General features: G+C 41.8%; 25 protein-coding genes. 24 read left to right on the top strand and 1 reads right to left on the bottom strand.

Annotation, left to right across the window (positions count from 1 at the left end; genetic code table 11):
• Positions 1–18 precede the first annotated feature (18 nt).
• From rpoC to N8O80_RS03515, 10 genes are all read left to right on the top strand, one after another.
• Positions 19–3,696 (top strand): DNA-directed RNA polymerase subunit beta', encoded by a 3,678-nt coding sequence (gene rpoC, locus N8O80_RS03560; protein WP_261026938.1) that lies wholly within the window; start codon positions 19–21, stop codon positions 3,694–3,696.
• Positions 3,697–4,046: 350 nt separating this feature from the next.
• Complete coding sequence (ndk, locus tag N8O80_RS03555) at positions 4,047–4,469, top strand: nucleoside-diphosphate kinase (protein ID WP_004262107.1); 423 nt, start codon at positions 4,047–4,049, stop codon at positions 4,467–4,469.
• Between the two features lie 130 nt (positions 4,470–4,599).
• Positions 4,600–5,232: a competence protein gene (locus N8O80_RS03550; protein WP_260469044.1), complete on the top strand. Its 633-nt coding sequence runs from the start codon at positions 4,600–4,602 to the stop codon at positions 5,230–5,232.
• A gap of 94 nt (positions 5,233–5,326) precedes the next feature.
• A complete protein-coding gene (gene tsaE / locus N8O80_RS03545) occupies positions 5,327–5,770 on the top strand; it encodes a tRNA (adenosine(37)-N6)-threonylcarbamoyltransferase complex ATPase subunit type 1 TsaE (protein WP_004262103.1) in 444 nt (147 codons plus the stop codon).
• Positions 5,760–6,278 carry a GNAT family N-acetyltransferase gene (locus N8O80_RS03540; protein ID WP_120769759.1) on the top strand — a complete coding sequence of 173 codons (519 nt, stop codon included), beginning with the start codon at positions 5,760–5,762 and terminating at the stop codon, positions 6,276–6,278. The genes tsaE and N8O80_RS03540 overlap by 11 nt, the downstream gene beginning before the upstream one ends.
• 7 nt (positions 6,279–6,285) lie before the next feature.
• Positions 6,286–7,341 (top strand): glycopolymer--peptidoglycan transferase LytR, encoded by a 1,056-nt coding sequence (gene lytR, locus N8O80_RS03535; protein ID WP_120769760.1) that lies wholly within the window; start codon positions 6,286–6,288, stop codon positions 7,339–7,341.
• A 77-nt stretch (positions 7,342–7,418) separates the two neighbouring features.
• A complete protein-coding gene (locus tag N8O80_RS03530; RefSeq protein WP_261026937.1) occupies positions 7,419–8,675 on the top strand; it encodes a competence/damage-inducible protein A in 1,257 nt (418 codons plus the stop codon).
• Between the two features lie 54 nt (positions 8,676–8,729).
• Complete coding sequence (gene recA / locus N8O80_RS03525; protein WP_049552310.1) at positions 8,730–9,884, top strand: recombinase RecA; 1,155 nt, start codon at positions 8,730–8,732, stop codon at positions 9,882–9,884.
• Between the two features lie 114 nt (positions 9,885–9,998).
• On the top strand, positions 9,999–11,369 hold the full coding sequence (locus N8O80_RS03520) for an MATE family efflux transporter (protein WP_261026936.1): 1,371 nt from the start codon (positions 9,999–10,001) through the stop codon (positions 11,367–11,369).
• 96 nt (positions 11,370–11,465) lie between these two features.
• Positions 11,466–12,182, top strand: a complete 717-nt coding sequence (locus N8O80_RS03515; RefSeq protein ID WP_000532879.1) for a YebC/PmpR family DNA-binding transcriptional regulator — start codon at positions 11,466–11,468, stop codon at positions 12,180–12,182.
• Positions 12,183–12,237: 55 nt separating this feature from the next.
• Here N8O80_RS03515 and N8O80_RS03510 read toward each other — a convergent pair whose 3' ends face one another.
• Entirely contained in the window at positions 12,238–12,879 is a 642-nt protein-coding gene (locus N8O80_RS03510; protein WP_125430581.1) for a DUF308 domain-containing protein, read from the bottom strand.
• A gap of 214 nt (positions 12,880–13,093) precedes the next feature.
• Here N8O80_RS03510 and N8O80_RS03505 point away from each other — a divergent pair, with 214 nt between their 5' ends.
• From N8O80_RS03505 to N8O80_RS03440, 14 genes are all read left to right on the top strand, one after another.
• Positions 13,094–13,564: a MarR family winged helix-turn-helix transcriptional regulator gene (locus N8O80_RS03505; protein WP_049510943.1), complete on the top strand. Its 471-nt coding sequence runs from the start codon at positions 13,094–13,096 to the stop codon at positions 13,562–13,564.
• On the top strand, positions 13,539–15,308 hold the full coding sequence (locus tag N8O80_RS03500) for an ABC transporter ATP-binding protein (protein WP_140223859.1): 1,770 nt from the start codon (positions 13,539–13,541) through the stop codon (positions 15,306–15,308). The genes N8O80_RS03505 and N8O80_RS03500 overlap by 26 nt, the downstream gene beginning before the upstream one ends.
• Positions 15,298–17,058 carry an ABC transporter ATP-binding protein gene (locus tag N8O80_RS03495; protein ID WP_125430586.1) on the top strand — a complete coding sequence of 587 codons (1,761 nt, stop codon included), beginning with the start codon at positions 15,298–15,300 and terminating at the stop codon, positions 17,056–17,058. The genes N8O80_RS03500 and N8O80_RS03495 overlap by 11 nt, the downstream gene beginning before the upstream one ends.
• A 95-nt stretch (positions 17,059–17,153) precedes the next feature.
• Positions 17,154–17,657, top strand: a complete 504-nt coding sequence (locus tag N8O80_RS03490) for a phosphatase PAP2 family protein (protein ID WP_261026935.1) — start codon at positions 17,154–17,156, stop codon at positions 17,655–17,657.
• Between the two features lie 113 nt (positions 17,658–17,770).
• Positions 17,771–18,217, top strand: a complete 447-nt coding sequence (locus tag N8O80_RS03485; protein ID WP_049552303.1) for a LytTR family DNA-binding domain-containing protein — start codon at positions 17,771–17,773, stop codon at positions 18,215–18,217.
• 4 nt (positions 18,218–18,221) lie between these two features.
• Entirely contained in the window at positions 18,222–18,896 is a 675-nt protein-coding gene (locus N8O80_RS03480) for a LiaF transmembrane domain-containing protein (RefSeq protein WP_049552302.1), read from the top strand.
• A gap of 106 nt (positions 18,897–19,002) precedes the next feature.
• On the top strand, positions 19,003–19,191 hold the full coding sequence (rpmB, locus tag N8O80_RS03475) for a 50S ribosomal protein L28 (protein WP_001140948.1): 189 nt from the start codon (positions 19,003–19,005) through the stop codon (positions 19,189–19,191).
• Positions 19,192–19,346: 155 nt separating this feature from the next.
• Entirely contained in the window at positions 19,347–19,712 is a 366-nt protein-coding gene (locus N8O80_RS03470; RefSeq protein WP_042901664.1) for an Asp23/Gls24 family envelope stress response protein, read from the top strand.
• Between the two features lie 2 nt (positions 19,713–19,714).
• Positions 19,715–21,382 carry a DAK2 domain-containing protein gene (locus N8O80_RS03465; protein ID WP_000036655.1) on the top strand — a complete coding sequence of 556 codons (1,668 nt, stop codon included), beginning with the start codon at positions 19,715–19,717 and terminating at the stop codon, positions 21,380–21,382.
• A 124-nt stretch (positions 21,383–21,506) separates the two neighbouring features.
• Complete coding sequence (locus N8O80_RS03460; protein ID WP_181146373.1) at positions 21,507–21,713, top strand: hypothetical protein; 207 nt, start codon at positions 21,507–21,509, stop codon at positions 21,711–21,713.
• Positions 21,710–21,904, top strand: coding sequence for a hypothetical protein (locus N8O80_RS03455; protein WP_125409137.1), 195 nt, complete (start codon positions 21,710–21,712; stop codon positions 21,902–21,904). Before N8O80_RS03460 ends, N8O80_RS03455 begins: the two co-directional genes overlap by 4 nt.
• Positions 21,891–22,775, top strand: a complete 885-nt coding sequence (locus tag N8O80_RS03450) for an ABC transporter ATP-binding protein (RefSeq protein ID WP_261026933.1) — start codon at positions 21,891–21,893, stop codon at positions 22,773–22,775. Before N8O80_RS03455 ends, N8O80_RS03450 begins: the two co-directional genes overlap by 14 nt.
• 1 nt (position 22,776) lies before the next feature.
• Positions 22,777–23,514: an ABC transporter permease gene (locus tag N8O80_RS03445; protein WP_261026932.1), complete on the top strand. Its 738-nt coding sequence runs from the start codon at positions 22,777–22,779 to the stop codon at positions 23,512–23,514.
• A complete protein-coding gene (locus N8O80_RS03440) occupies positions 23,514–24,611 on the top strand; it encodes a sensor histidine kinase (RefSeq protein ID WP_261026931.1) in 1,098 nt (365 codons plus the stop codon). Before N8O80_RS03445 ends, N8O80_RS03440 begins: the two co-directional genes overlap by 1 nt.

Below are 24,611 nucleotides of genomic sequence, written 5' to 3'. Positions count from 1 at the left end.
ATAGAAAGGGAAGAAATAGTGGTTGATGTAAATCGTTTTAAAAGTATGCAAATCACCCTAGCTTCTCCAAGCAAAGTCCGTTCATGGTCTTATGGAGAAGTCAAAAAACCTGAAACAATCAATTACCGTACCTTGAAACCAGAACGTGAAGGACTATTTGATGAAGTTATCTTTGGTCCTACAAAAGACTGGGAATGTGCTTGTGGTAAGTACAAACGCATTCGTTACAGAGGAATTGTTTGTGACCGTTGTGGGGTTGAAGTAACGCGTACAAAAGTTCGTCGTGAGCGTATGGGGCACATTGAGTTGAAAGCTCCTGTATCTCACATCTGGTACTTCAAGGGGATTCCAAGCCGTATGGGCTTGACCCTTGATATGAGCCCTCGTGCCCTCGAGGAAGTTATCTACTTTGCAGCTTATGTGGTGATTGATCCTAAGGATACACCACTTGAGCACAAGTCTATCATGACAGAGCGCGAATACCGTGAGCGCTTGCGTGAGTATGGTTATGGATCATTCGTTGCCAAGATGGGTGCCGAAGCTATCCAAGACCTTCTAAAACAAGTAGATCTTGAAAAAGAAATTGCTGAACTCAAAGAAGAGTTGAAAACAGCTACTGGACAAAAACGTGTCAAAGCTATCCGTCGTTTGGATGTTTTGGATGCCTTTTACAAGTCTGGAAACAAACCTGAATGGATGATTCTCAACATCCTTCCAGTTATTCCACCAGATCTTCGTCCAATGTTGCAGTTGGATGGTGGCCGTTTTGCCTCATCTGACTTGAACGACCTTTACCGCCGTGTTATCAACCGTAACAACCGTTTGGCTCGCTTGCTTGAGTTGAATGCACCAGGTATCATCGTTCAAAATGAGAAGCGTATGCTTCAAGAAGCGGTTGACGCTTTGATTGACAATGGTCGTCGTGGTCGTCCAATCACAGGACCAGGTAGCCGTCCACTTAAATCATTGAGTCACATGCTTAAAGGTAAACAAGGACGCTTCCGTCAAAACTTGCTCGGTAAACGTGTTGACTTCTCAGGACGTTCCGTTATCGCCGTTGGTCCAACTCTTAAGATGTACCAATGTGGTGTGCCACGTGAAATGGCGATTGAGCTCTTTAAACCATTCGTGATGCGTGAAATCGTCGCTCGTGACATCGTGCAAAACGTTAAAGCTGCTAAACGCTTGGTGGAACGCGGAGATGAGCGTATCTGGGATATTCTTGAAGAAGTAATCAAAGAACACCCAGTGCTTCTTAACCGCGCACCGACCCTTCACCGTTTGGGTATCCAAGCCTTCGAGCCAGTCTTGATTGATGGTAAGGCCCTTCGCTTGCACCCACTTGTCTGTGAAGCCTACAATGCCGACTTTGACGGGGACCAAATGGCCATCCACGTACCGCTTTCAGAAGAAGCCCAAGCAGAAGCTCGTATCTTGATGCTCGCTGCTGAGCATATCTTGAACCCGAAAGATGGTAAACCAGTTGTTACTCCATCTCAGGACATGGTTTTGGGTAACTACTACTTGACCATGGAAGAAGCTGGTCGTGAAGGTGAAGGAATGGTCTTCAAAGACCGTGACGAAGCGGTTATGGCTTACCGTAATGGTTATGTTCATCTCCACTCACGTGTTGGTATCGCAACAGACAGCCTCAACAAGCCTTGGACAGAAGAGCAAAAACACAAGGTCTTGCTTACAACAGTTGGTAAAATCCTCTTCAACGACATCATGCCAGAGGGTCTACCATACTTGCAAGAACCAAACAATGCTAACTTGACAGAAGGCGTTCCAGCTAAATACTTCTTGCCACTTGGTGGAGATATCAAGGAAGCTATCAGCAATCTTGAACTTAACCCTCCATTCAAGAAGAAAAACCTTGGAAATATCATCGCTGAAATCTTCAAACGTTTCCGTACGACAGAAACTTCTGCCCTACTTGACCGTATGAAGAACCTCGGTTACCACCACTCAACTCTTGCAGGATTGACAGTGGGTATTGCCGATATCCCAGTCGTTGATGACAAGGCTGAAATCATTGAAGAATCACACAAACGTGTAGAACAAATCACAAAACAATTCCGTCGTGGTATGATTACAGACGACGAGCGTTACAATGCTGTTACAGCTGAATGGCGTGCTGCCCGTGAAAAACTTGAGAAACGTTTGATTGCCAACCAAGATCCTAAGAACCCAATCGTTATGATGATGGACTCTGGAGCCCGTGGTAATATCTCAAACTTCTCACAGCTTGCCGGTATGCGTGGTCTGATGGCTGCTCCGAACGGACGTATCATGGAATTGCCAATCCTTTCAAACTTCCGCGAAGGTTTGTCGGTATTGGAAATGTTCTTCTCAACTCACGGTGCCCGTAAAGGTATGACTGATACGGCCCTTAAGACAGCCGACTCAGGTTACTTGACTCGTCGTTTGGTTGACGTTGCCCAAGACGTTATCATCCGTGAGGATGACTGTGGAACTGACCGTGGTCTCTTGATCCGCTCTATCGCCGAAGGAAAAGAGATGATCGAGTCTCTCGAAGAGCGTCTCAACGGTCGTTACACTAAGAAAACTGTTAAACATCCAGAAACTGGTGCAGTTATCATCGGTCCAAATGAGTTGATTACAGAAGATAAGGCACGTGAAATTGTCAATGCTGGTGTGGAAGAAGTCACTATCCGCTCTGTATTTACATGTAACACTCGTCATGGTGTCTGCCGTCACTGTTATGGGATCAACTTGGCGACTGGTGATGCGGTTGAGGTTGGTGAAGCAGTTGGTACAATCGCTGCCCAATCTATCGGGGAACCTGGTACACAGCTTACAATGCGTACCTTCCACACGGGTGGGGTTGCCTCAAATACCGATATTACTCAGGGTCTTCCTCGTGTCCAAGAAATCTTTGAAGCCCGCAATCCTAAAGGGGAAGCGGTTATCACAGAGGTTAAAGGACAAGTTACAGCTATCGAAGAAGATGCATCAACTCGCACCAAGAAAGTCTTTGTTAAGGGTGAAACTGGCGAAGGGGAATACGTCGTTCCATTTACCGCTCGTATGCGTGTAGAAGTTGGAGACCAAGTAGCGCGTGGTGCTGCTCTTACAGAAGGTTCTATCCAACCAAAACGTCTCCTTGCAGTCCGTGATGTCTTGTCAGTTGAAACTTACCTTCTTGGTGAAGTACAAAAAGTTTACCGTAGCCAAGGGGTAGAAATCGGTGACAAACACATCGAGGTAATGGTTCGTCAAATGATCCGTAAAGTCCGTGTCATGGATCCAGGTGACACAGATCTTCTCATGGGTACCCTCATGGATATCAATGACTTTACAGATGCTAACAAAGATGTCCTTATCTCAGGTGGAGTTCCAGCGACAGGTCGCCCAGTCCTTATGGGAATTACCAAAGCCTCACTTGAAACAAATAGTTTCTTGTCAGCGGCTTCCTTCCAGGAAACAACTCGTGTCCTTACAGATGCAGCTATCCGTGGTAAGAAAGACCATCTCCTTGGACTTAAAGAAAATGTTATCATCGGTAAGATCATCCCAGCTGGTACTGGTATGGCCCGTTACCGTAACCTTGAACCACATGCTGTCAACGAAGAAGAATACCTTAATCCTCCAGTAGAGGAAGAAGGAAATGAAGAAACAACAGAAGTAGTTGTGGATACTGCCGTTGAAACTGTGGAAGAAACAGTAGAATAAAAGAGAACGAGAGAGCCTTCGGGTTCTCTTTCGCTTTTCTGAAAACTTTCTCCATTTTTCCATGAAATGTGGTAAAATAATACTCAATGAAAATCAAAGAGCAAACTAGGAAACTAGCCGTAGGTTGCTCAAAGCACTGCTTTGAGGTTGTAGATAGAACTGACGAAGTCAGCTCAAAACACTGTTTTGAGGTTGTGGATAGAACTGACGAAGTTAGCTCAAAACACTGTTTTGAGGTTGTGGATAGAACTGACGAAGTCAGTAACCATACCTACGGCAAGGCGACGTTGACGTGGTTTGAAGAGATTTTCGAAGAGTATAAAAGAAAGAAGCTGACAAAGGAGACAGGTATGGAACAAACATTTTTTATCATTAAACCAGACGGTGTAAAAAGAGGGCTAGTGGGTGAAGTGTTGAAACGCATCGAACAACGTGGATTTACAATCGAAAAATTGGAGTTGAGTTCACAGGTTTCAGAAGAGTTAATTGATCAGCACTATCAGGACTTGGTTGGTCAAAGTTTTTACCCACCGATTCGTGAATTTATGACTTCAGGACCGGTTCTTGTAGGTATCATTTCTGGTCCCAAAGTAATTGAAACTTGGCGGACTATGATGGGTGCGACTCGTCCAGAAGAAGCTTTACCAGGAACTATTCGAGGTGATTTTGCAAAAGCTGCTGGAGAAAATGAGGTTATCCAAAATGTTGTACATGGTTCAGATTCAGAAGAGTCAGCTAAGCGCGAAATTGCTCTTTGGTTTGACGGAAAGTAGTAAAAGTTTGATGTAAGGGTTACTTGCATCAAACTTTTTTACATTTTAGAGTAGAAAACTGACAGTTGAGAAATATTCTAGCAATGATGAGAATTTCTAGCTTATAATAAGAGCAAGTAAGGGAGGAAGAATGATGGAAAGAATGAAAAAGCAAATTAGAGTTTTGTTATTGCTGACGTTTTTTGGTCTTAGTAGCTGTTCTTGTTTAAGTTTATCGACTTGGGCCTTGATGTTAAATCAAAACTGCTTCTATTATTTAGTTGGCATGTTGCTCCTTGCCAGTATTGGTGCAGGGTTAAACTACTATAGAGGGCAGGGAAATCAATCTTATTCAGTTTTTAAGGAAGATAAGCAACAATTCTTGTATAGCCTGTTGCTATTGGTAAATGTTTTGGGTTTAGCTTTAATTGTCATAGAACATATCCTTGCAGGAAATACATCCGTAGAAGGGTTTGTGGAAGCCTTTCTACCGAGTTTCTTTTTCTTATTTGGTATTGATTTGTTAGTTTTTCTGCCAATTCAGAAGTATGTATATGGCTTGAAAAAGATTTTGGGTAAGAAGGAAATGTGTTTTATTAGTGGACTAGTTATTTTAATCATTCTTAGAAATCCCTGGTCAATATTATCCATGACCTTTTATATTGCCTTGGGAATGTTTTTCTTAAGATTGTTGGTGCCAAAAGTTATTCGCTGGGAAGTTTCATTTTATAGCCACTTGATGAGAGATATCTTGTTAGTTGTCTTCTTGCTGTTTCTATTTTAAAGGTAAAAGAAGAGATGTCCAAGTTTTACAACTTGTAATATGGAATTCATAGATAATATCTCGACAAAGGACAACTTTTTGGTATAATAGAAACATGTACACTAAAAACGAAGAAGAGTTGCAGTGCCTAGGTGAACGTTTGGGCTGTTTATTAGAAAAGAATGATGTCTTAATTCTAACTGGAGAACTTGGAGCAGGCAAAACGACCTTTACAAAAGGTCTTGCTAAAGGGTTACAGATTACTCAGATGATTAAGAGTCCAACCTATACTATTGTGAGGGAGTATGAAGGTCGTCTTCCTCTTTATCATTTAGATGTTTATCGTATAGAGGGGGATGCTGATTCTATTGATTTAGATGAGTTTCTCTTTGGTGGCGGCGTGACTGTCATCGAGTGGGGACATCTTTTAGGTGATGCCTTACCAGATACTTATTTAGAATTGGAAATTCTAAAAGAAGAAGACGGTCGCAGGCTGAATTTCCAAGCAAAGGGTTTACGTGCAGAAAAACTCTTAGAGGAGCTTCAACATGGAGTATGAGTTACTCATTAGAGAAGCAGAACCTGATGATGCTGCTGAGTTAGTGACATTTTTAAATCGTGTCAGTCTAGAAACAGATTTTACCAGTCTGGACAGGGATGGTATTTTGATGACAGATACTGAGATGGAGTTGTTTTTGGATAAACAGGCTCACTCGGAAAATCAAATCATTTTACTTGCCTTGCTGAATGATGAAATTGCTGGTCTTGTAAATATTACAGCTGACCAGCGCAAGAGAGTCCGTCATATCGGTGATCTCTTCATTGTGATTGGAAAAAGATATTGGAATAATGGCTTGGGAAGTTTTTTGTTAGAAGAAGCGATAGAGTGGGCACAAGCAAGTGGCATTTTGCGTCGTCTCCAACTGACTGTCCAAACTCGTAATCAAGCTGCAGTTCATTTATATCAAAAGCATGGCTTTGTAATTGAAGGTAGACAAGAGCGCGGTGCGTACATAGAAGAAGGGAAATTTATAGATGTTTACCTGATGGGTAGACTGATAGATTGATAGAAATATGGTTAAAAAAATTATTGGAATGGTGCTAGCTTTTCTAGCTGTGACAGTTTTGGGTGTGGGTGTTTTTGCTTATACCATTTATCAACAAGGTACAGAAACTTTATCAAGAACTTATAAAAAAATTGGTGAAGAAACCAATGTTATTGAGGCGACTGAACCCTTAACGATCCTTTTAATGGGAGTTGATACTGGAAATATGGAACGAACTGACCCTTGGGAGGGAAATAGTGATTCCATGATTCTCTTGACGGTTAATCCGCACACGAAAAAGACAACGATGTTGAGTTTGGAACGTGATATCTTGACTAAAATTCAGCATAAAGATGGTCAGATTGAGGAAGCAAAACTAAACGCTGCATATGCGGGTGGAGGTGCAGAATTAGCTATCTCAACTATTCAGAAAATGATGAATATTCATATCGATCGTTACGTTATGGTGAATATGCAGGGGCTGCAACAATTGGTTGATGCAGTTGGCGGGGTGACTGTAAATAATACACTCGGTTTTCCAATTTCGATTACTGACCAGGAAGAATTTAATAAAATTTCCATTGGTGTTGGACAGCAAACTCTAAATGGTGAAGAAGCTCTTGTTTATTCTCGCATGCGCTACCAGGACCCAGAAGGGGACTACGGACGTCAGAAGCGTCAGCGTGAAGTCATTCAAAAGGTTGTTGAAAAAGTTCTTAGCTTGAATAGTGTTACTCACTATCAGTCTATCTTAAAAGCCCTAAGTACCAATATGCAGACCAACATTGATTTATCAGCGAAAAGTATTCCACAATTACTTGGTTATCAAGATTCCTTCAAGAATATTGAAACACATCAATTGCGTGGAGAAGATGCGGAACTGCAGGGGATTTCTTACCAGATTGTTACAACTGAGCATATGTTAGAAATGCAAAATCTATTGAGAACTTCACTTGATAAACCGAAGGTGACAGAGTTAGATACAAATGCAGTCTTATATGAAAATGTTCTCGGAAATCAAAATGGTATCGGTTTGGGAACAGGTACGATTACTAGTACAAGAAATCAAGAAGATGTAGAATAATCTAATTTATAGTTGAAATCGTGGGAAATTTCCTGCGATTTTTTCAAAAAAGTACGAATAGATAGGTAGGAGGAAACATGAAAGCAGAAATCATTGCTGTTGGAACAGAGATTTTGACAGGACAGATTGTCAATACCAATGCTCAGTTTTTATCAGAAAAACTAGCAGAGATTGGGGTAGACGTATATTTTCAGACGGCTGTAGGAGACAATGAAGCTCGTCTCTTATCCCTGCTTAAGATTGCCAGTCAACGTAGCAGTCTGGTGATTTTGACAGGTGGTTTGGGGCCAACTGAGGACGATCTAACCAAACAAACCCTAGCTAAATTTTTAGGGAAAGAATTAGTCTTCGATCCTCAGGCGCAGGAGAAGTTGGATGTCTTTTTTGCCCAGAGACCAGACTATGCCCGAACACCGAATAATGAAAGACAAGCTCAACTTGTAGAAGGGGCGACTCCACTACCAAACGAAACAGGACTGGCTGTGGGGGGAATATTGGAAGTCGATGGAGTGAACTATGTCGTCCTTCCCGGTCCACCAAGTGAATTAAAACCCATGGTTTTAAACCAACTTCTACCTAAGTTGATGACAGGGAGTAAGCTATATTCCCGCGTTCTTCGTTTCTTTGGGATTGGCGAAAGTCAGTTGGTTACGATTTTGTCTGATTTGATTGATAATCAAACAGATCCGACCTTGGCCCCTTATGCTAAGACAGGAGAAGTCACTCTGCGTCTGTCAACAAAGGTTAGCAGTCAAGAAGAGGCGAATCAAACGCTGGATATCTTGGAAAATCAAATCTTGGACCACCAGACTTTCGAAGGAATTTCTTTACGAGATCTTTGTTATGGTTATGGGGAAGAAACTAGTTTAGCTAGTATTGTGGTAGAAGAACTGAAAAAGCAAGGGAAAACCATCACGGCTGCAGAGAGTTTGACGGCAGGTCTTTTCCAAGCTACTGTAGCTGATTTTTCAGGAGCTTCAAGTATATTTAAGGGTGGTTTCGTGACCTATAGCTTGGAGGAAAAATCAAAGATGTTGGATATTCCTGTCAAGGATTTGGAAGAGAACGGTGTGGTGTCTGAATTTACAGCTCAGAAGATGGCTGAGCAGGCGCGAAGCAAGACCCAGTCAGATTTTGGCCTTAGTTTGACTGGAGTGGCAGGACCAGATAGCCTAGAAGGGCACCCAGCTGGGACAGTCTTCATAGGCTTGGCTCAAGAGCATGGAACTGAAGTCATCAAGGTTAATATTGGAGGCAGAAGTCGAGCAGATGTACGGCACATTGCGGTTATGCATGCCTTTAACCTAGTTCGCAAGGCTTTATTAAGTGACTAACTTTTGATATAATAGTAGATAGGTCTGAGGACCATTAGAATGTAGGAGAATAGAATGGCGAAAAAACCAAAAAAATTAGATGAAATTTCAAAAAAATTCGGGGCAGAACGTGAAAAAGCCTTGAATGATGCTCTTAAATTGATTGAGAAAGACTTTGGTAAGGGTTCAATCATGCGTTTGGGTGAACGTGCCGAGCAAAAGGTGCAAGTGATGAGCTCAGGTTCTTTGGCTCTTGACATTGCCCTTGGTTCAGGTGGTTATCCTAAGGGACGTATCATTGAAATCTACGGACCAGAGTCATCTGGTAAGACGACGGTTGCTCTTCATGCAGTTGCACAAGCGCAAAAAGAAGGTGGTATTGCAGCCTTTATCGATGCGGAACATGCCCTCGATCCAGCTTATGCTGCGGCCCTTGGTGTTAACATTGACGAATTGCTCTTATCACAACCAGACTCAGGAGAGCAAGGTCTTGAGATTGCAGGAAAATTGATTGACTCAGGTGCAGTTGACCTTGTCGTGGTCGACTCAGTTGCTGCCCTTGTACCTCGTGCGGAAATTGATGGAGATATCGGTGATAGTCACGTTGGTTTGCAGGCTCGTATGATGAGTCAAGCTATGCGTAAACTAGGAGCTTCTATCAATAAGACTAAGACCATTGCTATCTTTATCAACCAATTGCGTGAAAAAGTTGGGGTGATGTTTGGAAATCCTGAAACGACTCCTGGTGGACGTGCTCTGAAATTCTACGCATCAGTCCGTTTGGATGTTCGTGGAAGTACACAAATCAAGGGAACTGGTGACCAAAAAGACACCAACGTCGGTAAAGAAACTAAGATCAAGGTCGTGAAAAACAAGGTGGCTCCTCCATTTAAGGAAGCCTTCGTTGAAATCATGTACGGAGAAGGGATTTCTAAGACTGGTGAGCTTTTGAAGATCGCAAGCGATTTGGATATCATCAAAAAAGCAGGAGCTTGGTATTCTTACAAGGATGAGAAAATCGGGCAAGGTTCTGAAAATGCTAAGAAATACTTAGCAGATAATCCAGAAGTCTTTGATGAGATTGATCATCAAGTCCGTGTTCAATTCGGCTTGATTGATGGAGAAGAAGTTGCTGAAAGCAAAAAAGATGAAGCAGTTCAAGCAGATTCTGTAAATGAAGAAGTAACTCTTGACCTAGGCGACGAACTTGAAATCGAAATTGAAGAATAAGCTGTCAAAGTAGTGGAGAAATCCACTGCTTTTTCGATTCTTTGTTCAAGATTTCAGATTGCATATAGTTTGCTGTTTCTTGTCGCTCCTCTAGAAAGCTGATATAATAGCCTTATGAATAAAAAACGAACAGTGGACCTGATTCATGGTCCTATTCTTCCCTCGCTCTTAAGCTTCGCCTTCCCAATCTTGCTATCAAATATTTTTCAACAGCTCTATAATACTGCTGATGTCTTGATTGTTGGGCGTTTTCTTGGTCAAGAATCCTTGGCTGCAGTAGGAGCGACGACAGCGATTTTTGACCTGATTGTAGGTTTTACTCTTGGTGTTGGCAATGGCATGGGGATTGTCATTGCCCGCTATTATGGAGCTCGAAATTTTACTAAAATCAAGGAGGCAGTAGCAGCCACCTGGATTTTAGGTGCACTTTTGAGTATTGTAGTTATGTTGCTGGGCTTTCTTGGCTTGTATCCTCTCTTGCAATACTTAGATACTCCCGCAGAAATCCTTCCTCAATCTTATCAATATATATCTATGATTGTAACCTGTGTCGGTGTTAGCTTCGCTTATAATCTCTTTGCAGGTTTGTTGCGGTCTATTGGAGACAGTCTAGCCGCCCTTGGATTTTTGATTTTTTCTGCCTTGGTCAATGTGGTTTTGGATTTGTATTTCATTACGCAATTGCATCTTGGAGTTCAATCCGCGGGACTTGCTACCATCATTTCGCAGGGCTTATCAGCGGTTCTTTGCTTTTACTATATCCGCAAGAGCGTTCCAGAACTGCTCCCGCAACTCAAGCATTTTAAATGGGATAAGGCCTTGTACGCGGATCTCTTGGAGCAAGGTTTAGCTATGGGCTTGATGAGTTCAATTGTGTCCATCGGCAGTGTGATTTTACAGTCTTCTGTTAATACCTTTGGTGCAGTGATTATTAGTGCCCAGACGGCGGCTCGACGCATTATGGCCTTCGCCCTTCTTCCTATGACCGCTATTTCCGCTTCGATGACGACCTTTGCTTCTCAGAATTTAGGTGCTAAGCGCCCAGACCGCATTGTTCAAGGTCTTCGAATCGGCAGTCGTTTAAGTATATCCTGGGCAGTTTTTGTTTGTATCTTCCTCTTTTTTGCCAGTCCAGCATTGGTTTCCTTCTTGGCTAGTTCGACAGATGATTACTTGATAGAAAATGGAAGTCTCTATCTGCAAATCAGTTCAGCCTTTTATCCTATTTTGAGTCTCTTATTGATTTATCGCAATTGTTTGCAGGGTTTGGGGCAAAAGATCCTTCCTCTAGTTTCTAGCTTTATAGAACTAATCGGGAAAATCGCTTTTGTGGTTTTGATTATTCCTTGGGCAGGCTATAAGGGAGTTATCCTTTGCGAACCCTTTATCTGGGTTGCCATGACCATTCAGCTGTACTTCTCACTGTTCCGTCACCTCTTGATAAAAGAAGGCAAGGCAATATTGGTAACCAAAGTGCAATCCTAGTTGGATTTACTGAATAAAATCCATTTCCTCTAGTGAAAATCGAAAAAACTTGTGTTATAATAAGAAAGATTAAAATGTGAAAAAAGGAGATTCCTAATGGGACGTAAATGGGCCAATATCGTAGCCAAGAAAACGGCTAAAGATGGAGCTAACTCTAAAGTATATGCAAAATTTGGTGTAGAAATCTATGTAGCAGCTAAAAAAGGTGATCCAGATCCAGAATCAAACTCAGCCTTGAAATTCGTTATCGACCGTGCTAAACAAGCGCAAGTGCCAAAACACGTTATTGATAAAGCGATTGATAAAGCAAAAGGGAACACAGACGAAACCTTTACAGAAGGACGTTACGAAGGTTTTGGACCAAATGGTTCTATGCTGATTGTTGATACTTTGACTTCAAATGTCAACCGTACAGCGGCTAATGTCCGTGCAGCCTTTGGTAAAAACGGCGGAAACATGGGTGCTTCAGGTTCGGTTTCATACCTCTTCGATAACAAGGGTGTTATTGTATTTGCAGGTGAAGATGCGGATGCAGTCTTTGAGCAATTGCTAGAAGCAGATGTGGATGTGGATGATGTAGAAGCAGAAGAAGGTACAATCACAGTTTACACAGCTCCAACTGACCTTCACAAGGCTATCGTTGCCCTTCGTGAGTCAGGTGTCGAAGAATTCCAAGTTACTGAATTGGAAATGATTCCTCAGTCAGAAGTGGAATTGTCAGGGGATGACCTTGAAACTTTTGAAAAACTTTACAGCGTTCTTGAAGACGACGAAGACGTACAAAAGATCTACACAAACGTAGATGGATTCTAATAGAAAAACGAACAGTTTTAATAGCTGTTCGTTTTTTTGATATTTGAACTTAGACTCAGGTTTCAGAATCGTTTTGTTGCTTGCTTTTTTCTAGACCTAGACCGACTGCATGTTTTTGGACGAGCAAGAGCTGTCCATTGTCATCTTTTGCAAAAGTTAAGGTAACAGTCTTAGTCTTGTCTCCAATAGAGATATAGGTGATTTTTTTCGTATTGTAATCCCCAAGAGTGAAGTCAAAATCGGAATCTGGCTTTCCGTGTTTGTTGATAATATCCTCGTAGGTGGTACCACCTTTTCCTTTGTTGTCAGGGTCACCTTCGATTAAGGCGTCGAACTGTTCTTGGGTCCATGCGAAGGTATCGTCTGTCAAGCCGCTTTTTTCTTCGCGTTCCATTGAGGCACTCGTATCCATGTAGGAACGGTTAAACTCCTTGGCATACTCTTTGTAGACATCAGCGTATAGTGCCTGAGTCGTAAAGAAAAGTACAACAGAGGCAACTGCCAGGGCTGTTCCGATAATAGCCATTGTTTTCCGTTTTTTGAGGTTGACGATAAGGCCAATAATCCCCAAGATAAATGCGACGATGGCGATGAACAACGATAGATAGTTAATAAACGGGATCCAGGATCCTAAAAGTGCGATGGCTCCAAAAATGGTTGCTAAGATTCCTAAAACTCTTTCTTCTTCTGGTTTCATTTGAAAGTTTTCTCCCTTCATTGAGTGAATGGATTTCTATCCACAGTAGTTAGCGCTTATTATATAAAAGATATTGCCTAATGTCAATTTAAACTAAGATAGTTCTCATGAAAACTTTTTTCTTGACATCTTTTCTGAAAATGGTAAAATAGTTCTCATGAAAACTTATTTAGTTCCTAGGAGAACTAAATACAAGGGTTAGAAAGGAGCAATTATGGATAAACCGATGTTGGTCTTTAAGCGTTTTAGTCATCAGATTCATCTGATGGTACAAAGGGAAGCAAAACGTTGTGGTATTGAATTTATGGGTGGACCGCAAGGTCAGGTTGTACGTTTTTTGGATATCCGTGAGGAAAACCAAGACTTGGTCTTGATTAAAGATATTGAGAAGGAACTCAATATTAGCAAGTCTGTTGCTAGTAACTTGGTCAAGCGTATGGTGCAAAATGGTCTGGTAGAATTGGAGGCGAGTTCTAGCGATAAGCGGGCTAAGTTTGTTCGTCTGACGGAAAAATCGCGTTCTCAAATGCAAGAATTTAAGGCCTTTTTTAAACGCATAGACAAGCAGTTGTTGGCAGACGTAGATGAAGGCGAATTACTGATTTTTGAGAAAGTCCTCAATCAATTACAGGAAAATATCAAGAGAATAGGAGGAGATAATGAAGAAATTAGCAAAACGAATTAGTAGAAAAGAATGGGGGATGATTTTACTAGCCATTCTCTTTACCTGCTTTTCGGTTTATCTAGAGTTGGAAGTGCCGACCTATATCTCTAAAATCACGGATTTGCTGGGAACTCAGGCTACCAATTTGGATGAGTTATGGCAACCAGCAGGTATGATGGTGGGCATGTCCTTTCTAGCCTTCTTATCCGCAGTCGCAGTTGGATTTTTTGCATCCAGAGTGGCTGCTTCTTACACTAGTAGGCTGAGAAGTGATATTTTTAACCGAGTTTTAGACTACTCACAGACAGAGATTAAGAAATTCTCTATTCCCAGTCTCCTAACTCGTACCACTAATGATATTACTCAAGTTCAGATGCTGATCACCATGGGCTTGCAAGTGGTTACGCGTGGTCCAATTATGGCTATCTGGGCTATCGGGAAGATTTTAGGTCATTCAGAATACTGGCTCTGGGCTGTACTTGTGGCAGTGATTGTCAACGTTTTGATGACGACCGTTTTGATGACACTAGCCTTTCCAAAACAGTCCTTGATTCAAAGTCTGACTGATAAACTGAACAGTATCACTCGCGAGAGTTTAACAGGTATTCGCGTTGTTCGTGCCTACAATGCTGAAAAGTACCAAGATGAAAAATTTGCAGCAGCAAATGATGAGCTGACACGCTTGAATTTGTTTGTCAACCGTCTTATGGCTATTTTGAATCCCATTATGATGGGGATTTCAAGTGGTTTGAGTGTGGCGATTTACTGGATTGGGGCCTATGTGATCAATGATGCTGCTCCGACAGCACGTCTGCCTCTCTTTAGTGACATGGTTGTTTTCATGTCTTATGCCATGCAGGTTGTTATGGGCTTCCTTCTCATGGGAGCACTCTTCATCGTTCTTCCCCGAACTATGGTCTCTGCTAAGCGGATTAATCAAGTTTTAGATTTGCATTCTTCTATCCAAAACCCTGCTCAAGTGCAGCTGGTTGATGAAAACCTCAAAGGTCAGGTCGAGTTTAAGGATGTGACCTTCCGCTATGCGGCAAATTCGGAGGCGGTTATTGAGCATGTTAGCTTTAGAGTAGAAGCTGGTCAAACAGTGGCCTTTATTGGGTCAACAGGTTCTGGTAAATCAACTCTGGTCAATCTGATTCCACGTTTCTACGATGTGTCAGCAGGAGAAATTCTGGTGGACGGTGTCAATGTTCAAGACTATGCTCTAGAAGATTTGCGCAACAAGGTTGGTTATATTCCCCAGAAAGCGGTTCTCTTTTCAGGTGATGTCAAGGACAATTTAGACTTTGGACACAGTCAAGAAACACCACTTAGTGAGCAGGCTATGTGGCAAGCCTTGGAGTTGGCCCAGTCTAAGAACTTTATCGAAGACAAGGAAGCGGGCTTAGAGTCGGAAGTAGCCCAAGGAGGAACTAACTTCTCAGGTGGTCAAAGACAGCGTCTAGCAATTGCGCGTGCCTTGGCTCGGAAGCCAGAAATCCTCATCTTTGATGACTCCTTCTCAGCCTTGGATTACAAGACAGACCGTGTCCTACGCCAAGAGCTAGCAGAGAAAACCAAGTCTATGACCAAGCTTATCGTTGCACAGCGTATTTCAACAATTATGGATGCAGATTTGATTTTGGTCTTGGATCAAGGAAAAGTCGTGGGGCAAGGCACCCACAAGGAACTTCTAGCTAATAACGAAGTTTACCAAGAAATTGCCTATTCACAACTATCGAAGGAGGAATTGGAACATGGAAAATAAGAAAATGTCTCTTTGGGAACAGAGTAAACCCTATCTTGCAGGTCTCCAGTTTGCCCTTCTGATAGCCTTTCTAGCAACAATCGTATCCAATATCATTACTGTTTATGGTCCAACCCGCATCAAGGAAATGACTAATATTATTGCCAGTGGTTTGGAAACAAGTGTGGATGTCGCGGCGGTTGCAGCTATTGGTGGTTTTTTGGCCGTGATTTATGTGATCGGACTTCTATCAAATTATTTACAGGCCTTTCTGTTTACAACAGCTATTCAACGTTTTTCAGAGCGTTTGAGAAGAGCCATTGCAGAGAAAATTAATCGCCTACCATTGAGATATTTTGATGGACACTCTCAAGGGGATACTTTGTCTCGTGTAACCAATGACGTTGACACTGCAGCCCAGTCCCTTAATCAAAGTCTGGGAACAGTTCTTTCATCTAGTTTATTGGTTTTAGCAGTCTTGGTAACCATGTTTGGGATGAACTGGATTTTAGCCTTGGTGACGGTTGTTTCAACCTTTATTGGTTTTACTTTCGTGTCTGTCTTTATGGGCAAATCGCAGGGCTTCTTTAAGAGTCAGCAACAGGATTTGGCGGCTGTCAATGGCTATGTGGAGGAAATGTACTCTGGCCATAATGTGGTGACCAGTTACAATGCCATCGAGAGTACGAAAGAAGAGTTTGCGAAATTAAACAATCGTCTGTATGATAGTATCTGGAAATCTCAATTTATTTCAGGGATTATGATGCCGATTATGATGTTTATTGGGAACTTTAGCTATGCCTTGGTGATTATCGTTGGTGCAGCCTTGGCCTTAAATGGGCACATCAGTATCGGGATTATCGTTGCCTTTATGGCCTACGTTCGTATCTTTTCTCAGCCTCTTTCACAAATCGCCCAAGGGATTACTAGTTTGCAGCAGGCTAGTGCAGCCATGGGACGTGTCTTCGAATTCCTAGCTGAAGAGGAAATGGAAGACGAATCCCATAAAGAAAGACAATTGAGCGATATGAAAGGTCAAGTAGTCTTTGATCGAGTCTCCTTTGGTTATACACCAGAGCGAACTATTATCCATGACTTTTCTGCGACAGCTCATGCAGGTCAAAAAGTTGCCATTGTCGGACCGACTGGGGCTGGTAAGACAACTATTGTCAATCTTTTGATGAAGTTCTATGAGATTGATAAGGGAAGTATCCGTATCGATGGTGTAGATACCAAAGAGATGAAGCGTTCGGAAGTACACGATGCCTTTTCAATGGTCTTGCAGGATACATGGCTCTTTGAAGGAACCATTCGCGACAATCTTATCTATAACCAAAAAGGTATCAGTGATGAGCGCGTGATTGAAGCCAGCAAGGCTGTAGGGATTCACCACTTTATCATGACTCTACCAGATGATTACGATACCGTCTTGGATGATACAGTGACCTTGTCTGTCGGGCAAAAACAACTCTTGACCATTGCTCGTGCTTTGCTGAAAGATGCACCACTCCTAATCCTAGATGAAGCGACCTCTTCGGTTGATACACGGACGGAAGAATTAATCCAGAAAGCCATGGACCGTTTGATGGAGGGAAGAACTTCCTTTGTCATCGCCCACCGCTTGTCAACCATCCGTAATGCGGATCTGATTCTGGTTATGAAAGATGGGAATATCATCGAGCAAGGAAATCATGATGAGCTGATGGCGCAAGCTGGTTTCTACGCTGACCTCTACAACAGTCAATTTACAGAAGACGAAGCAGAAGAATAAACCCAAAGAAGGCTTGACGGCCTTCTTTTTCTGCACTATACTAGAAGACAAGTGCTTCCCTGTAAGCAAAATTTGAGTAAGTGATGAGAAAATATATGAAAAATTATCAAGAATGGTATGACTACATTGCTGCTAACGTTGAAAATAGGCCCTTTCTTCTGAGATTGTTAAGGACTTTCAATCGGTTCATGACGGTAGTTATGCCTATGATTTATCTAACCTTGTTAGCAACTACCTATCTCCAACAAGGACTTGGGAAACAGGTCGGGATCTATTTGTTTATTCCAGCGTCAGGTTTTGTGATTTTGTCCTTTCTTCGTAAGAAAATCAATTCCCCTAGGCCTTATGAGGAATGGGATATTAAACCCTTGCTTGACAGAGATAGTCCTGGTCAGTCTATGCCCAGCCGTCATGTCTTTTCAGCAACCATTATCTCCATGGCTTGCTTGCATGCTAGTCTAACTATGGGGATGATTTGTTTGACATTATCAGCCTTCCTAGGTCTAGTGAGAGTCTTAGGTGGAGTGCATTTTCCCAAGGATGTAGTGGCTGGCTATATTTGTGCTCTTGTGTGGGGTGTGATTTTCTTTCTATTTTGACCTGTAAGTTAAGGTGATCCCACAACCACTTACGGGTCTAAAGTAACCACTTGCTTTTTTGCTCTTGTTTTCTTATTTTTCCTTTGATATAGTAGAGTCAGAAAGGAGATGGAATGAAGTTACGAATCGAAATTGACAGCAATTTAGAGGAAACTGAAATTGTCATCAAGGCAGCGACTTTGACAGATGAGATTGCGGATTTACAGCGGCTCTTGCAAGAGTCCAAGTCTCCTCGGTTGATTTTTTACAAGGGAACAGGTGAATATTATCTGGACTTATCGGAAATTCTCTTCTTTGAGACGGAAGGTAGCAAGATTTACGCCCATACCCAGAAAGATGCCTATGAGGTTCGGCTTAAACTCTATGAGTTAGAGGCTATCCTTCCTCGTTATTTTAGTCGGGTATCCAAGTCGACCATTGCAAATATCCGTCAGGTTTACTCGGTGGACAAGTCCTTTTCAGGAACAGGCACCATTTCCTTTTATCAGACTCACAAGGAGGTTCATGTGTCACGGCATTACCAATCCCTCCTAAAAGAAAATCTAAGAAACATGAGGTAAGAAGATGAAAAAGAAAGCATTTGGTATTGTGTTGCTCATTTTGGCGGCTTTAATATTATTACAAGGGAATTTTGGAATCCCTTCATTCGGCGGGCAAATTTGGCCCTTGCTCGGTATTGCCTTTTTTGCTTATCAATCAGTTGGAGCTTTGTTGCGTCGTCACTTAACTTCAGCCTCTTTTACAGCTCTAGTGGCCTTAATGATTGCTAACCACTTTTATGGCATTTTACCGATTCCAAATCAAACACTAATCTGGGCAGGAGTTCTAATCGTTCTCGGAGTAAGTATGCTGACTCATTCTAACAGAACTTGGAATGGGAAAAAGTGGTGGTATGATGGTAAAAAGACCATTCTTACAGATAAGGAAGTTGCTTTTGGGACTGGGACTTTCTATAAACAAGATCAAGATCTTGTAGACGACCAAGTAGAAGTTGGTTTTGGCAATGCCAAGATATATTATGACAATGCAGAGATGTTGGGAGATAGCGCAACCCTGAAAGTGGAAGTTGGTTTTGGCAATGCAGTTATCTATGTTCCTCAACATTGGGGAGTTGATTTAAAGGTAGAAACTTTCTGTGGCGTAGCCAAGGCAGATACTCCTCTAGCCCCAACCAGCAAAACCTTGATTATCCGTGGAGATGTGGCCTTTGGGAAATTAGGAGTTGTTTACGTTGAATAAAAAAATCTTTCAATCCCCTTGCCAAAACAGAGAAAGTGTGATAACATAGTACAGTATGTGGTGCTAGCACATCCGCTATATTAGATCTAATAGGAGGAAAACACAAATGGCTAAAGTATGTTACTTTACAGGTCGTAAGACTGTATCAGGAAACAACCGTTCACACGCGATGAACCAAACAAAACGTGCCGTAAAACCAAACCTTCAAAAAGTTACTGTTCTTATCGATGGTAAACCTAAAAAAGTTTGGGCTTCAGCTCGTGCTTTGAAATCAGGTAAAGTTGAACGCGTTTAATAATAAAAGTAAGGAGACCTTAGGGTCTTTTTTCTTTTACTGTAGGTGTAACATCATTTGAAAAATAGAGTAAATATCCGCCGATACAGTATTCTGCTTTTACACTTGGGCTGAAATATGATAAAATAGAGTATCAACTAGTTGAGGTAAAAAGGATGACTGTAAAAATTAATACAAAAGATGGTCAAATCGAACTAACAGATGAAGTGATTGCAACCGTCGTAGGTGGAGCAGCAACTGAGATTTTTGGTGTGGTCGGTATGGCTAGTAAAAATGCCCTCAAAGATAATTTCCAAGCCCTTCTAGGTAAGGAAAATTATTCCAAAGGTGTCGTCGTAAAGGCGACCGAAGATGGCAGTATTGCAGTTGATGTATATACCGTGTTGAGCTACGGAACAAAGATTAGCGAAGTGTCAAAAAACATTCAAGAGCGTGTTCGTTTTAGCTTGGAAAACCAGCTTGGAATTACTGCTCAGACTGTAAATGTCTACATTCAAAATATCAAAGTTGTAGGAGAATAACCGTGTCAAAAATTACTACTAGCTTATTTCAAGAAATGGTGCAGGCTGCATCAACTCGCTTGAATAAGCAAGCTGAATATGTCAATTCATTAAACGTCTTTCCAGTTCCAGATGGAGATACTGGAACAAATATGGGAATGACCATTGAAAATGGTGCTAAAGAAGTTGCAGACAAGCCAGCTTCTACTGTTGGAGAGGTAGCGAGCATTCTTGCCAAAGGTCTTTTGATGGGTGCGCGTGGGAACTCAGGCGTTATTACGTCTCAGCTTTTCCGTGGATTTTCACAAGCTATCAAGGATAAAGACGAGTTAACAGGTCAAGACTTGGCCCTTGCCTTCCAATCAGGTGTGGAAGTTGCCTATAAGGCAGTGATGAAACCAGTCGAAGGAACGATTTTGACAGTTTCTCGTGGAGCTGCTATCGGTGCTAAGAAAAAAGCTGAGCAAACAGATGACGCTGTTGAAGTCATGCGCGCAGCCTTGGAAGGTGCTAAAACAGCTCTAGCTAAAACACCAGACATGCTTCCAGTATTGAAAGAAGTTGGCGTTGTGGATTCAGGTGGTCAAGGACTGGTCTTCATCTATGAAGGTTTCCTTTCAGCCCTTACTGGTGAATATATTGCATCTGAGGACTTTGTAGCGACTCCGGCCAACATGAGTGAAATGATCAATGCTGAACATCATAAGTCTGTAGCTGGTCACGTAGCGACTGAGGACATCACCTTTGGTTACTGTACTGAAATCATGGTAGCTCTTAAGCAAGGTCCAACCTATGCCAAAGATTTTGACTACGACGAATTCCGTAACTACTTGAATGAACTCGGGGATTCTCTCCTTGTTGTCAATGATGATGAAATTGTCAAAGTCCATGTCCATACAGAAGATCCAGGACTTGTTATGCAAGAAGGTCTCAAATATGGTAGCTTGGTCAAGGTAAAAGTTGACAATATGCGTAACCAACACGAAGCACAGGTTGAGAAAGAAGCTGCTCAAGTTAGCAAACCAGCTGAAGAAAAAGAGTATGCTTTGATTGCTGTAGTGGCTGGTAAAGGTCTAGCAGATATCTTCCGTTCTCAAGGTGTGGATTATGTTATCGAAGGCGGTCAAACTATGAACCCTTCAACAGAAGACTTTATCAAGGCTGTTGAACAGGTCAACGCTCGTAACATCATCTTCCTACCAAACAACAAGAATATTTTCATGGCAGCTCAATCTGCAGCAGAAGTTTTGGAGCAACCAGCAGTAGTGGTAGAGGCTCGTACTCTTCCTCAAGGTTTGACAAGTCTTCTTGCCTTTGATCCAAGCAAGTCCATCGAAGAAAATCAAGAGCGTATGACTGCTGCTCTTAGCGATGTCGTTAGTGGAAGCGTCACAACAGCTGTGCGTGATACAACCATTGATGGCTTAGAAATCCATGAAAACGATAATCTAGGTATGGTGGATGGGAAAATCCTCGTGTCAAACCCTGATATGCACCAAACCTTGACTGAAACATTGAAACATATGTTGGATGAAGATAGTGAAATCGTAACCTTCTATGTCGGTGAAGACGGAAGCGAAGAACTTGCCAATGAAATTGCCCAAGAAATCGCAGAAGAATTCGAAGATGTTGAAGTCGAGATTCACCAAGGGCAACAACCGGTTTACCCATACCTATTTAGTGTGGAATAAAAATTTAATAGATTAAAAAGAAAGTTGATTTTGCAACTTTCTTTTTTTATGACATTTGTCATATCTCTTCATGACAGAAGCTTCTATCTCCGCTAACTTCAAAGGACTATAATTGAAGTATGAAATGGAGGAAGAAGAGATGAAGAATAAAATGATTGTCGCAATGAGTTTAGTAGTAGCAGGAGTCATGACTTATCTCATGTTTTCAGGATTGGATGAAGGCTTCTATCATTTTCCTTGGGAGTTGTTTGCAGGATTTGGCATGATGTCTTGGCTTATCCGAGAAGGCTTGAAATTGGTCTCAGATGTGAAAAAGGAGTTTGAAAAATGAAAAAAGCGATTCTCTATCTTTTTATTGGACTATCACTAGTGGTATGGTTGGTAGAAATGTTTACAGGTTGGTTTGATCAAGTCTTCCTTCACCAATTCATCCGTGGTGCCTGGGGATTAGGATTTATGATTTTTATCGCCTTTCCGATGGGAAAGGAGTGGCTGAAAGGAGAATATCATGAACATGATTGAGGTAGAAAGCCTAAATAAAAACATTAAGGGCAAGGCTATTTTGAAGGATATTTCCTTTGAGGTAGCTGAAGGTGAATGCGTCGCCTTGATTGGTCCCAATGGTGCTGGGAAGACCACACTCTTGGACTGTTTGCTTGGAGATAAACTGGTCACAAGCGGTCAAGTATCCATCCAAGGCTTGCCAGTGACGAGCTCTAAGTTAGACTACACAAGATCCTACCTCCCTCAAGAAAATGTCATCGTTCAGAAATTAAAGGTAAAAGAGTTGATTGTTTTCTTTCAACGTATCTATCCAAATCCCTTGAGCGAGCAGGAAATTGATCAACTATTGCAGTTTGACCAGCAACAAAAAGAACAATTTGCAGAAAAATTGTCAGGTGGGCAGAAGCGTCTTTTCTCTTTTATCTTGACCTTAATTGGGCGACCAAAGCTTGTCTTTTTAGATGAGCCTACATCGGCTATGGATACATCAACTCGTCAACGTTTTTGGGAGATTGTCGATCAGTTAAAGAAAAATGGTGTGACCATTGTCTATTCTTCTCACTATATCGAAGAGGTGGAGCATACGGCTGATCGAATCTTGGTGCTACACAAGGGTGAATTGATTCGTGATACAACGCCTCTAGCTATGCGTAGTGAGGAGATTGAAAAGCACTTTATCCTTCCTCTAGCATATAAGGAAGTTGTCGAACAGTCAAACTTGGTTGAAAACTGGTCACAAAAACAAGATGCTTTGCAAGTAGTTACACGTGAAGCGGATGCTTTTTGGCAACTGTTAGTGCAAGCAGGATGTAGGATTCAAGAAATTGAAGTCAATAATCGTAGCTTGTTGGATACAATCTTTGAAGAAACACAAAAGGGAGATGACTAAGATGAAACGATGGATCGCACTAAACAAGATAGAATTTCTATTGACCAAACGACAATTAGTCTATTATCTATTATCCGTAGGGATGCCGACAGCCTTCTATTTATTCTTTTCAGGTATGTACCAGGACACACCAGGTGGACCCGCGCATTTTATGCGTGATTACCTTATCTCTATGACTGCCTTTTCCATGATGTCGACAGCTATCTTCTCATTCCCATCTGTTTTACATACAGATAAAATCAACAACTGGCAGAAAACATTGCGCCATACTCCGGTAAATATGGTAGAATATTATCTATCAAAGATAACAAGTATGATGGTTGATTATCTGGTCTCAATCCTGGTTGTTTTCTCAGTTGGGCACTTGGTCAGAGGTGTGGATATGCCTTTAGGAAGCTGGATTGGGGCTGCGCTCTTGCTGATAGTAGGAAGTGTAGCTTTTGTAGCGCTTGGCTTGACCTTGACACTCTTGCCTTCTAGTCAGCTGATGTCTGTCGTGGGCAATCTTCTTTATCTAGGCTTGGCTGTTTTAGGCGGACTCTGGATGCCCATCTCTTTATTTCCAGACTGGATGCAAGCAATCGGGAAGTGCCTACCAACTTATCAGTTGATGGAGTTGCTCAAGACCTTCTTAAATGAGGGTGGCATCAATCTATCAGCCACAGTTTATCTACTTGTTTTTTCAGCAGTTTTGTTTGGTTTGACCATTTACCTTCAAGGTCATAAGGAGAATGCTTAATGCTTGAAAGACTAAAAAGCATAGACTATATGTATTGGGCCAGTTTGATTTTTATGGTTTTTCCCATCGTTCCTGTAGTGACTGGGGAGCTTGCTGTCTGGCATTTATTGATTGATATTCTGTTTGTCTTGGCTTACTTAGGTGTTTTAACCACCAAGAGTCAGCGTTTATCCTGGCTCTGTTGGGTGATTATGCTAGCCTATGTAGCTGGGAATACCACCTTTGTTGCTGTGAATTATATCTGGTTTTTCTTTTTCCTTTCCAATCTCTTAATTTATCATTTTGGCGTACGTAGTTTAAAGTCTTTACATGTCTGGACATTTCTCCTTTCTCAAGTCCTTGTTGTGGGGCAACTGTTGATTATTCAGAGAATTGAAGTTGAGTTTCTAGTCTATCTACTTGTAATTCTTACTTTTGTCGATTTAATGACTTTTGGCTTGGTTCGGATTCGGATTGTGGAGGATTTGAAAGAAGCGCAGGCCAAGCAAAATGCCCAGATAAATCTATTGCTTGCTGAAAATGAACGCAGTCGTATCGGTCAAGATTTGCATGATAGCTTGGGACATACCTTTGCTATGTTGAGTGTCAAGACAGATTTAGCCTTGCAGTTATTTCAGATGGAGGCTTATCCACAGGTGGAAAAGGAATTAAAAGAAATTCACCAGATCAGTAAGGATTCCATGAATGAAGTGCGAACCATCGTGGAAAATCTGAAATCACGGACCCTAGCTTCAGAACTTGAGACTGTAAAGAAGATGCTGGAAATTGCTGGGATTGAGGTGGAAATAGCTAATCAACTAGATACAGCTAGCTTAACTCAGGAATTGGAGTCAACGGCTTCCATGATTTTGCTAGAACTGGCGACCAATATCATCAAGCATGCTAAAGCGTCTAAAGTCTACTTGAAATTAGAACGGACAGAGAAAGAACTCATTCTAACAGTGAGAGATGATGGCTGTGGCTTTACTTCTATAAAGGGGGATGACCTCCATACAGTTCGAGATCGTGTTCTTCCATTTTCGGGAGAAGTAAAGGTAATTAGTTGGAAACAACCGACAGAAGTTCAGGTTCGACTACCTTATAAGGAGAGAAATTAA

Origin of the sequence: Streptococcus mitis (assembly GCF_946190155.1) — a bacterium.
GTDB lineage: Bacteria > Bacillota > Bacilli > Lactobacillales > Streptococcaceae > Streptococcus > Streptococcus mitis_CL.
The sequence above is the reverse complement of the archived record's forward strand: the minus strand, read 5'-3'. Positions and strand labels throughout refer to the sequence as shown.